General features: G+C 68.8%; 11 protein-coding genes. 1 reads left to right on the top strand and 10 read right to left on the bottom strand.

All coding sequences use genetic code 11. The features are described 5' to 3' along the window. Window positions 1-219: 219 nt before the first annotated feature. The 9 genes from ABT130_RS45640 to ABT130_RS45600 form a co-directional block, all read right to left on the bottom strand. Complete coding sequence (locus tag ABT130_RS45640; RefSeq protein ID WP_350966205.1) at window positions 220-537, bottom strand: DUF6245 family protein; 318 nt, start codon at window positions 535-537, stop codon at window positions 220-222. Window positions 538-546: 9 nt separating this feature from the next. Continuing rightward, complete coding sequence (locus ABT130_RS45635; protein WP_350966204.1) at window positions 547-1,332, bottom strand: aldo/keto reductase; 786 nt, start codon at window positions 1,330-1,332, stop codon at window positions 547-549. Then, entirely contained in the window at window positions 1,329-1,772 is a 444-nt protein-coding gene (locus ABT130_RS45630) for a hypothetical protein (protein WP_350966203.1), read from the bottom strand. The genes ABT130_RS45635 and ABT130_RS45630 overlap by 4 nt, the downstream gene beginning before the upstream one ends. A 152-nt stretch (window positions 1,773-1,924) precedes the next feature. Beyond that, a complete protein-coding gene (locus ABT130_RS45625; protein WP_350966202.1) occupies window positions 1,925-2,530 on the bottom strand; it encodes a 3'-5' exonuclease in 606 nt (201 codons plus the stop codon). Between the two features lie 8 nt (window positions 2,531-2,538). After that, window positions 2,539-3,708: a hypothetical protein gene (locus ABT130_RS45620; RefSeq protein ID WP_350966201.1), complete on the bottom strand. Its 1,170-nt coding sequence runs from the start codon at window positions 3,706-3,708 to the stop codon at window positions 2,539-2,541. Next, window positions 3,705-4,238 (bottom strand): nucleoside-diphosphate kinase, encoded by a 534-nt coding sequence (locus tag ABT130_RS45615; protein WP_350966200.1) that lies wholly within the window; start codon window positions 4,236-4,238, stop codon window positions 3,705-3,707. The genes ABT130_RS45620 and ABT130_RS45615 overlap by 4 nt, the downstream gene beginning before the upstream one ends. Continuing rightward, window positions 4,235-5,260 (bottom strand): thymidylate synthase, encoded by a 1,026-nt coding sequence (locus tag ABT130_RS45610; protein WP_350966199.1) that lies wholly within the window; start codon window positions 5,258-5,260, stop codon window positions 4,235-4,237. Before ABT130_RS45610 ends, ABT130_RS45615 begins: the two co-directional genes overlap by 4 nt. Then, window positions 5,257-6,300 (bottom strand): CgeB family protein, encoded by a 1,044-nt coding sequence (locus ABT130_RS45605; protein ID WP_350966198.1) that lies wholly within the window; start codon window positions 6,298-6,300, stop codon window positions 5,257-5,259. Before ABT130_RS45605 ends, ABT130_RS45610 begins: the two co-directional genes overlap by 4 nt. A 240-nt stretch (window positions 6,301-6,540) precedes the next feature. Next, on the bottom strand, window positions 6,541-7,443 hold the full coding sequence (locus ABT130_RS45600; protein WP_350966197.1) for a hypothetical protein: 903 nt from the start codon (window positions 7,441-7,443) through the stop codon (window positions 6,541-6,543). Between the two features lie 829 nt (window positions 7,444-8,272). On the opposite strand from ABT130_RS45600, the gene ABT130_RS45595 reads away from it, so the two are divergent. Continuing rightward, window positions 8,273-9,691, top strand: a complete 1,419-nt coding sequence (locus ABT130_RS45595; RefSeq protein ID WP_350966196.1) for an NsdA family TPR-like regulatory protein — start codon at window positions 8,273-8,275, stop codon at window positions 9,689-9,691. 102 nt (window positions 9,692-9,793) lie between these two features. Here ABT130_RS45595 and ABT130_RS45590 read toward each other — a convergent pair whose 3' ends face one another. Beyond that, entirely contained in the window at window positions 9,794-10,243 is a 450-nt protein-coding gene (locus ABT130_RS45590; RefSeq protein ID WP_502992251.1) for a C39 family peptidase, read from the bottom strand. Window positions 10,244-10,394: the final 151 nt, after the last annotated feature.

The raw sequence follows: 10,394 nt of genomic DNA, 5'->3' as shown, positions 1-10,394 counted from the left end.
CAAAATGAGGATGGCCGGGACATCCAGCGTGAAGACGGCCAGGCGAGCAGAAGGCTCTGTCAAAGGGTCATCGCCTCGCGATCCGCCCTCTGAGAAGGAGAAGACGACGACACGGCGAAGAGAGCACGAACACCACCGAGACAACGACCGCGAACGACAGAGCACAACCACGGTCAGTGTGCCCATCACGATCCTTGTCGCCCCTGCAAGGGGGCACAGTTAGGCACGCGCTCTCGACGCCCTTGAGCACGCCCGGGTGGCCGACGAGCTGGCAGCGCGCCGGGCCGAGGGACGTGAGCCTCCAGTGCCGTCGCTGGCGGCGGCCGCCCGCATCTCGGCGAGGTGCTCGGTGACCGTCTCCACGTCGGGCACCTGACCGGCGCCGATGACGCCGAGCAGCTGTTGCAGGCCCTCGGCGGTGTGCGCGGCCGCCAGCGGGATCGGCCCGGTCGAGGGGTCCTGGGCGACCAGCCGCAGGGGGTCGGCCACCCGCACCCGGTACGGCCCAGGCCCGCCGAGCCGGGCCGCGCCGCTCATGAGGTGCGGTCAATGGGGTCCTGGGAGGCGCTGGCTGGCGGCCCGCACTAAGGAGGTCAGGTGTTGCGGGTCGCTGGTGGCGGGGATCGGGGCGACGTGTTCGCCGAGGCCCAGGAGCCGGCACAGGGACTTTTCGATTCCAGCGGTGGCGGTAAGCCGGCCTGCGTTCAGCGGCCGGTACGGCACGTACGCGATGTTGTTGTCTGCGCAGTAGGCCAGCGCTGGGTCGTCGGGCTCATCGAGATTGAGGCAGTTTTGTACGGCGGCGATGGAGGCGACTTCGCAGGCTTGCCGGATCTGCTCGGAGGTGACCTTGGACAGGCCGATGCTTGCGATCTTTCCTTCGGCTTGGAGGTCGGCGAGTGCTCCGATCTGGTCGGCCAGCGAGACCGTGGGGTCGACCCGGTGCAGGTAGCACAGGTCGATGCGGTCGACGGCCAGGCGCCGCAGGCAGGCTTCGGTGGCGGCGCGCAGATAGTCCGGCCGGCCGAGTGGTTTCCAGATGTTCGGGCCAGGGCGGATCATTCCGACGTTGGTGGCCAGCAGGAGGTTGTCGGGGTAGGGGTGCAGGGCTTGGCGGATGAGCTCTTCGACGGTGTGAGGGCCGTAGGCGTCGGCGGTGTCGATATGAGTGATGCCCAGCGTCATGGCGTCACGAAGCACCGTGATGGCGCTTGTGATGTTGCTGGGCGTGTTCCAGGTACCGGGGCCGGTCAGGCGCATGGTGCCCAAGCCAAGGCGGGAGATTCGCTTGCCGGCGATGGTGATGGCGCCACCGGGGAAGGGGGCGTTCATGGCGTGTCCAGTCTTTCCATGACGGTGGTGAGGGCGGCTTGGACTGCGGGGGCGTGATCGAGCGGGGAGACGGCGAGGTAGTCGGGGCGCTGGTCGGCGAGGAGGCGGTGGAGCTGCTGGTCGACGGCGGCCCGGAAAGCGGCATCGGGGTAGTCGGGGTCTTTGCCGTGGTGGGCTTCGAACGGGGCGGCGGGGTCTAAGACGGTTGCCATGATCAGAATCTGGCGGCGGGTGTGGAGGCGGGCGAGAGTGGTCAGGTGGTCGAGGTCATCGGGTGGGGGCTGTCGGCCGTGATGTTGCACAGCGGCGAGGTAGTAGGCCAAGGCGTTGTGGGCGGTGCCGTCGACGATGACGACGTCGGCTGTCAGCTCCGCGTGCAGGGCGGCCGCGGCTCCGAAGGTGATGATCCATTCGGTGGAGGCGGGGGTGTGTCGGGTCATCTTGGGAAATCCACGCTCAGCGGCTTATTTGGCGAGACCGCCGATGCGTGCCACGCTCAAGCCCGTGCCGCGTAACTCCATCTCGATGCGGCGAGCCAGGGTTGTGGTGTTCGTGCCGTGGGTGCCGGCGATGCCAAGGTGGATGGGGGCGCTCACCATAGGGTTTGTTCCTCATGGTCAGGGGTGGCGTGGCCGGGCATGCCCGGGGGGATGGCCGCTGCGGTGAGGGCGTCCCAGGTGGGGTAGTGGGCGGCGAGGTTGACCAGGAGCAGCGCGGTGGCGTGGGCGTCGAACCCGGCGCGGTGGCGTTGCCCGCTGATGCCACTCAGGCAGATAGCGGTGTGGGCCAGGAGCGCATCGAGGCTGTGGCCGGGGGCGTCGGGCAGGGTGGCGCGAGCCAGCCGCAGAGTGTCGATGACCCCGTCCGGCTGCCAGTCCGGCAGGTGGCGGCGCAGCACGGTGTAGTCCACGTGAGCGTTGTGGGCGGCGATCCACACGCCGTCGAGGTTCGCCTGGACCGCCCGGGCGATCGACTCCCAGCGGGGAGCGCTGTCGACGTCGTGGTTGGTGATGTGGTGGATGCGGGTGGCGAACGCGGTGATGGGCCGCGGGGGCCGGATCAGGGTGGAGTGCGCCGATTGAGGCACTGGCCGGCCTGCGGTGATGGGGATGGTCGCGACTTCTACGAGGTCGGGCGGGGTGGCCCCGTTGCCTTCCACATCGACGACGAGCAGGCGCGGCCAGGTGCCGAAGTTCACGCTCTCTCCTAGGTGGTCGGCCAGCCGATGTCTGCTCGGCCGTGCCGGCGGTAGTGGTGGGGCTTGCTGCGGTCGTGGACTTGGTAGCCGTGGGTGTGTTGCAGGTAGTAGCGCGGCGGCTCGTCCAGGCCCTCAACCATGATGGCGCGGTCGGTGATCGTCACCTCACCGACCGCGCCGAGGGCGTGGGCTTGGCCGGTGACGTGAGCGAGGTCGGGGGTCTTCCAGGCGTCTCGGCACAGGTTGAGCTGGGCCAGGGGGCAGATGTCGCAGAGCTCGCGGATGCCGTAGTGGCCGTTGTAGTCGGCCTCGTGGTGGGCGTAGGCGACGCCGCAGCTCGTCTTGCGAAACAGCGGCCCCCATGGCAGCTGCTGGTCGGCGGGGCGGTGGAACGCCCGCAAGATCCGCTGTTCGGTTTCCTCGGGCATGATCTTGCGGCGGGCGGTGTCCTCGTATGGTTCCGGCAGGCCGTGGTCGCGGTAGTAGGCGGCGATCTGCTGCCGGAAGAACAGGCCGGTGAAGACCGTGGCGTGCGCGTGCTTCGACAGCTCCAGAGCTTTTTGGATGTGGTCGTCGGAGTCGTTGAGGCCAGGCACGATCGGGCGCCAGTACAAAACGGTGCGGTACCGGGTGGCGTGCTCATACAGGGTGCGCAGGCTGGCTGCGGCGATGGCGGAGTCCACCGGCTCGATACCGGCATGGTCGATGCCCGAGTGAGTCACCAAGACGGTAATTTTGATGTTGCGGAAGCTGTTGAGGACGGCGCAGTCCGCGGGGGAGACTCTCCAGCGGGTGATGATCAGGACGTGATTGTTCAGGCCGCGCTCATCCAGGAGCCGCAGCACGGTGAAGGTGTGGGGTTTGACGACGGGCAGCATGGGGTCGGTGGCCCGGTTGAACACCTGGACGGGTGTCGTGTGCGGCTGGAAGTAGCGGTGGCCGGTCAGCAGTTCAACCGCGGCTTCGTCGCTCATCAACGCGCGGGGCGTCTTCATCTCGAAGTTCGCAAACAGGTGGCGTACGCAGTATCCGCAGTCCAGCGGGCATCCCACCACGTGGTTGAGTGACAGGCCAGACTTGCGGTACTCGATGACGTCGGCGAGTTCGGGCTTGAGGTCCGCGATCTGCGGGGGTGTCAGGATCGGCAGAGCGCGCCGGGCACGGGGGAGTGCGGTCATGGGGTGCTCCTGTCGGCGGTGGGGGTGAGCAGGTGCTGCTGGCCGGGGCCGTACCAGATGCCGAAGTCGCGCTCCACGACGTCGGCGTGGTCGGAGGTGTGGATCAGGTTGTCGATGAGCCTGCCTTCGGAGCGGGCGATGGTCAGGCTGTCGACGCCGAACCGGCCGCGGATGGTGCCGGGGCCGGCCAGGCTGGGGTCGGTGGGCCCGATCAGCTCGCGCAGCAGCGCAGGGGCCCCGGGGCCGTGGCCGAGAGCCACACACACCTGCCGGCCGACGAACAGGCGGCGCAGATCAGCGACGACGTCCAGGCCGAATTCAGCCGACACCTGCGGTGCGAGCAGGTCGTCGTAGTGGGCGAAGATCTGCTCTTGGGTGACGGTGACCTCGCGGCGGCCGCGGATCTCCACGTGCTCGGCCAGGCAGGCGAGCACATCGTCGACGAGGCCGCGGCGCACGCAGTCGGGTTTGAGCAAGATGACCGACCAGCGCGTCCAGCCCATCCCTGCCCATGCAGGGGCGGGGGTCATGACGCCGCCTGGGCGGGGGCGAGCGGGGCCGGGATCCGATCGGGCCAGCGCACGCCGAGCAGCCACCGGTAAGGCGCGGGCAGCACGGTGAGAACGTCTTCGCCGACGTGGCCGTCTTGGTGGGTGATCTGCCGGTAGGCCTCGAACAGCAGCAGCACGTGCTGCCAGTACGCACCCAGCCCGGTCACATCGTCGGCCTCAAGGCTCAGCGGGGTGTCGTTCAGGCGCAGCCGCTGCTCCCACGACAACACGGTGGCCAGCGCCTCCGGGCTCGTGGGCGGCATGGCCGGCGCGTCCGGCACCGAGATGATGGGCTCTGCGCGCGCGGCCTGCGCGCGCGGCAGATCAGCCACGGACAGGTGCATCGACGACACCAGGTGTGTGTACGTCCCCAGCCGGACGCCCAACGCCAGAGCGGTGTACTCGGCGATCAGCGTGAAGGAGAACACATCACAGGCCACGCCGATCCAGGCGTCGTTGCCCCGCATGAACGCCACGGTGTGCAGCGCGCCGTCACGAATGAGGAACTGCAGGCTGAGGGTGCACGCCACGTCGGGGTTGGCAGGGTCGAGCAACTCGCCCGGCTGCATGATCAGCATCGCGGCCCGTTTGGTGCCCGGGTCGGCGCGCAACAGGTCGACGACGCGTTCCCACTGTGAGGCTCCGGCCGGGGCGAACAGGCGGGGCCCGTACGCGGTGCCGGTCAGGTGCTCGCCATCGGCCGACAGGGCACGCAGCCGGGGCGCGTAGTAGCCGATCATGTCGAGGTCGGCCCGGCCGGACAGGTACCACAGGGCTTCGGCGTGGTTGAACACGATGTTCGGGCGGCGGGCCGCTAGCCAGGGAATGCGGTGGCGTGGGTCGGTGAGGGTGAATCCGACGCCGAGGACCTCGCTGAACGTCGTGCCCCGCGCGGTCGCCGCGTGGTGCGGCTGGGCGAGGATCTGGTGCAGCACCGCCCGGTAGGCGTCGTGGAACGTCGCGAAGGTCGGCAGGCCGACAGAGGCGGGGATACCGGTCACGGGTTCCCCCTCGTGGCGGTGGGGCGGGTCAACGTGGCCATCAGCCGCTCCAGCTCGCCGACCTGCCGGGAGTGGCGGAAGAGACCCAGCAGATCCAGGCAGGCGGCGATCAGGTCGGCGTGCTCCGGGCCGCCCTGGATCTCCCGTAGCCAGGCGATCCGCTCCACCACCTCGTCGCCGTTGGCGACGTGCAACTTTGTCGGGGTGATCTGGCCGGCGTTGAGAAGCGTCGTCGGGGTCAGCGGCAGACACCCGGCCAGCACCGCTTCGGGGAACCGCTGGGAGATGTTCGCGGTCGCCGCGTACCGGTCGGGCATCAGCAACACCGTGGCCAGCGCGCCCCGGTAGATGGGGGTGACCTCGGTGAACGCGGCCCTCCCGGTGAAGGTGACGTGCGGCCACCGTTCGGTGCGGGTCCACTTTCCCGCCACCCGGTGGCGCAGCCGCAAGGCCGCGGGGGCGAAGAAGCGGTCGAACGCCTCGTCGCGGTCGTACTGGTTGCCGACGTAGGCCAGATCCAACGGGCGGGGCGTGGCCGCCAACTGCGCCGGGTCGGCCGCGTCCACCATGGCGTCCGGGACCATCGTGGCGAGCGTCGGCGCCGGAGGTGAGGGCCACAGTGCGGTGTCGCACACGATGACGTGCGACATCTCGCGCAGCGGGTCATCTGAGCTCATCTGCCGGTCGGTGTCCCACAGCACCGTTGGCGTGGCCAGGTCCTCGGTGTAGTGGCCGACCAGGTCAGCCTGCCGGTGCAGGTCGCACGTGTGGCCGGGGCTACCGCACGGGGTGGTGTTGCGGCCGGGCAGCGGCCAGCGCCACTCACAAAACAGCACGTCCAGCGGCGGGAACCCGGCCTCCCACCAGTACGGCAGAGCGGTGCCGGCCTCCAGGTGGTCGCGGTCTTGCTGCAGCAAGATCACCTCGTGTCCGTGCTCGTGCAGGGTGTCGATGATGCCGCGACGCCAGAACCGGCCGCCGTCAGGGGTGTCGACGATGCCGGGGCCGAGGAAGCCCCAGAAGCTGTATCCGATCCTCATCCTGCGCACTCTCCTTCGCAGTAGTGGCCGCAGCTTGGACCTGTCCACCACCAGGCATCTGCAGCCCGAAGCGCGGCCCCCCTGGGCCGATCCCCACCGGCCCACGGGGCGTGCCGGTCAGCGTGCAGAGGGATCGGCCAGAGCCGGACGGCCGGGAGCCCGCGGGGGCGGGCGGGCTCCCGGCTTGCTCACCCTTGAAACCAGATCACCGGGGGAAGGTCTGGTTGCGCGCTCAAGGGGCTATGTCCGGCGGCCCATGGTGCGGTAGAGCAGCCAGTCCCGGCCCGCCGCCGCAGAGCGCGCGCTGGACTCGCGCTCCTGGTAGGGCCCGAACCGCGCCTTGTGCAGGCGCCGCAGTGTCCACAGCGCGGCCAACGCGGTGACCGGCCCCTTGGGTGCGTTTCGCCAGGCGGGCACCAAGCCCAGCAGCGCCTCAGCCTGCGAGGCGGAGTGGCCGGCCAGGATGAGGCGAGGGCACAGCATGGCCGCCTCCACCCAGGCGGCGCCGCGCGCCGCGAGCACCCAGCTGGTGGCGTACGCCCGCCCCTCGACGACCCGGAGGTTGCGCGGGGTCAGGTCGTAGTGCAGCAGCGTGTCCCCGGCCAGTGCCTCCGGCGCGACCCCCTTCAGCGCTGCCCCGAACAGGGCTCGGTACGACAAGTCCATGGTGGCCAGGAGCAGCTCGGCTTGGCCGTGGATCAGGGCGAGGTTCTCGGCGATGGGCGGCGCCTCGCTCATCGCCGGGCACGGCGTGAGCATTCGGTTGAGGATGGTCACCGTGTTCAGGAAGAGCGGGATGTCCGGCGAGCCGGGCGAGAGGTTCGCCGGACGGCCACCGAGATCCTGATACAGCAGCACCAGCCACCCCTCCAGGTCGGCCGACCACAGCAACTGCGGCACCGGCAGGCCAGGCGGCAGGTCGCAGAACACCGTGCTCACCCGCCGCTCCCGCCCGTACCGGAGCTCGGTGTGGCTGTTACGGGGCAAGGCCTTGAGGAATGTGCTGCCGTCCTCGGTGTGCAGGAAGACAGCGACACCCGCTCCTGGCCTGGTTCCGGCAGGCTCGGCCTTGAGAACCGAGCCGACCCGCTCCTCGATCGCTTTTTGCACCGTGCGGGGCAGGTCTTCCCACTGTGGTCTCAACGGTCCTCCCAGGGGGTGTTAAAGGGGGGTTCGCGGTGCAGGCTCCGTCTGGCGTGTCCGTGGCGGGCCCGCACCCGCCCCGCGCGCTCCCCCCGCCAGGTGCGGCCGGGGCGCACAGGTAGTACAGCGCGGCGACCCAAGAGTGTGCTCTTTGCAGGTGACCGCGCTGGTCTCATGCCGTCAGCCGCGCGCGGCACCGCATATAGGGCGGCGGCGATCCGGCAGGCCACGTCATCTATCTTGTCGGCGGGTGCCGCGAACTCCTCGCGGCCCCTACCTCGCCTCCTGACCCACCAGCAGCAGGACAGGCCGCCCTCGACGGCTCTGGCCCACTCCGTGATGTCGTTCGCCAGGTGCAGGCTGGAGCCGTTGGGGCTGATGGCCGGGTAGATCCGGAATACATGCAAGCGTGCGCTGAGGCGGTTGAAGACGTCGCCGGCCCGGAAGCCTTGCGCGCGCTGCCAGCTCTGGCTCGCCAGGACAGCGTTGAAGAGGCACACCACTGCCGAAAGACGGTCTGAGCCGCAAGGTAAGTGCCTCACCGTCGCCCGCCCGCGGACCGGGCGGGCACAGTGCCGGTCACCACCGGAGCCGCCGAAAGATCATCATCTCTCCTGACGCCTATAAATGGGTGACGGGTGAGCACCCGATCGGTCGTGCCGCAACCAGGGCTGGTCCGACTGTCCAGCGCGACCGATGATCTGTGCCAGTGGCAAGTGCTGACCTGTCGGCGGACATCCACTGTCCGCCGACAGGTCAGCCGGTGCCCTATTGCTCTCCGTGACGGCTCGGGAGATGGTGGGGGCGCCACATTTACCCGGAGATCCCAGTGACGCAGCATCTCACCGGCCAACCGCACGATACGCAGTGCGCCGCCGCGATCCGCGATCGCGCTCGGATGAGTTACGGCTATAACCAGATGCCCGCACAGGCCCTGTCCGGCCTCGCCCACGACATCCACACCTGCTGCGGGCACAGCCTCCTCAAAAGCCATCGGCTCGCCCATGGATGGACCGTCCCTGAAACGCTTGTCCAGCTCGCTGCGATCGGCCAAGCCGCCGGACTGCCATTACGTGGAACCGCTGATAGGGCTTGGCGTCGATGGGAGAGCGGGCATCATCCTGATAGTGACTACCAAGACCGGATCAGCCGGCTGTTCAGCACGGGGCCGGTCCAGCTCGGATTCGCCACCGACTACACACACCCGCCGGGGGATGATCCTGTGAAGCGTCGTGACGCCCTCCGCCTGGGGCTCAACGCGACCATCGTCGTCTCCGGCGCGCTGGCTGACACCGAGCGTGAAGCTTATGAGTTCACCCGCCACAGTGAGCGGACCGAGATCGGGCCCCGCAGCATCGAGCGTTTTCACCAGATCATCAGCGACTACGGGCACGCCTATCCCCGCCACAGCGCAGAAGAGCTGTGGCACAGTGTGCTCGCCGATCGCCGCCATGTCGCCGAACTGCTGCACCTGCGCATGACGCTCGCCCAACGCCGTGAGCTCTACATCGCCGCCGCGTGGCTGTCGGTGATCCTGGCATGGGCCGCTCAAGACCGCGGCCAGGTACGCACCTCACTCGCCTACGCCGCCGACGCACGCCATCACGCCGAGGAAGCCGGCCACGACGAGATCACAGCATGGGCATGGGACGTCGAAGCCACGACCCTGCTGTATGACGACCGGCCCCGTGACGCGCTGCACGCCGCTGAGCAGGGAGCCGCGATTGCGCCAGCCGCGACCGCGGCGCACACACGCCTGACCGGGCAGCTGGCTCGCATCCACGCCCGGCTCGGCCATACCGACCCCGCTCGCCAGGCGCTGGCGGTCTTGCGTGAGGATGCCGAGCGGCTGCCGGCGCACATATCCGGGCTGTTCGGCGCCGATGCCGTACGGGCCTGGTCGGTGGCCGCCACCTCCAGCTTGTGGCTCGGCCACGATGAACAGGCCAAGAGGTATGCCCAGCAGGCAATGGAGGTCTACGAGCAGGCGCCCCAGCTGTCTCCGACCCGACGGGCGATCACCGCCCTGGATCTGGGAATCGCCTGCGCCCGACTGGGAGATCCCGACCAGGCCGTCGCATATGGCACCTTAGCGATCACCGTTCCACGACTTGCCGCGGCCATCATCAGCCGGGGCGCCGCCCTCGGCACCGTCTTGGAGCGCACATACCCGCAAGCGACAATCGTCACCCAGTACCGGCAGAGCATGGCGGGCCTCACCCCCCGGCTCGACCGAGCCCTCTCCTGAGTCTCACAGGATTCACACTCGAGGTACGCGGGTCGGGCCGACAGCGAGAGAGCCTCTACGGTCACAGTGTAAAAACCGGTAGCCAGGTGCTTGGCCCGAATCTCACCGCATCGCCAGGGCGATACCGCGGCCGGCGAAGAACGCCTCGAACACCGACGCGGGCACGACGGCGCGCTGGGCATCATCGGTGTGGCCGGACGGATTGTGAAACCGCACCATGCCTTGGTGATAGCCGGTGATGAGCACCAGGTGACCACCCTTGCCGGGAGCAGGTCGCGTGGGACGACGGATCTCCTTGTGCGCTGAGGCCATCACCAGGTGCCCGTCAGCCAGCAGAGCGGCAATCTCCTGCAGGGTCAGCTGCGGATGCACGCTCGCGTTCAGGTTGTGCTCGGCGCGTACGTAGGTCGCGAACGGAGCGTAGAACAAGCCCTTGATGACGCCCTGGTCGTCTTCGACGTAGCCGCCGTAAGTGGCACACTCGCGGGCCAGCTCCAGCAGCGGCGGGGCGTGCCCATCGCGGTGGTTCAGGACCATCTGCAGGCACGCCATCGCGCAGCAATGCCGACACCAGCGGCCGTACTCGGTCCGCGAGCGGGCCCCGGATTCGGAACCTGTCAATTTGATCAAGGCAGTTGAGCTGGGCTAATTCTGTGTCGGCTGTTCTGGTGTGTCCTTCTGCTCGTTCGTGTCATCGTTCTTG

Source organism: Streptosporangium sp. NPDC001681 (genome assembly GCF_040298085.1).
Lineage (GTDB): Bacteria > Actinomycetota > Actinomycetes > Streptosporangiales > Streptosporangiaceae > Streptosporangium.
The sequence above is the reverse complement of the archived record's forward strand: the minus strand, read 5'-3'. Positions and strand labels throughout refer to the sequence as shown.

Bases quoted from the DNA above. Each gene is read 5' to 3' on its own strand.
- ABT130_RS45615 (WP_350966200.1), bottom strand. From the start codon at position 4,238: ATGACCCCCGCCCCTGCATGGGCAGGGATGGGCTGGACGCGCTGGTCG.
- ABT130_RS45605 (WP_350966198.1), bottom strand. From the start codon at position 6,300: ATGAGGATCGGATACAGCTTCTGGGGCTTCCTCGGCCCCGGCATCGTC.
- ABT130_RS45640 (WP_350966205.1), bottom strand. From the start codon at position 537: ATGAGCGGCGCGGCCCGGCTCGGCGGGCCTGGGCCGTACCGGGTGCGG.
- ABT130_RS45630 (WP_350966203.1), bottom strand. From the start codon at position 1,772: ATGACCCGACACACCCCCGCCTCCACCGAATGGATCATCACCTTCGGA.
- ABT130_RS45590 (WP_502992251.1), bottom strand. From the start codon at position 10,243: ATGGCGTGCCTGCAGATGGTCCTGAACCACCGCGATGGGCACGCCCCG.
- ABT130_RS45635 (WP_350966204.1), bottom strand. From the start codon at position 1,332: ATGAACGCCCCCTTCCCCGGTGGCGCCATCACCATCGCCGGCAAGCGA.
- ABT130_RS45620 (WP_350966201.1), bottom strand. From the start codon at position 3,708: ATGACCGCACTCCCCCGTGCCCGGCGCGCTCTGCCGATCCTGACACCC.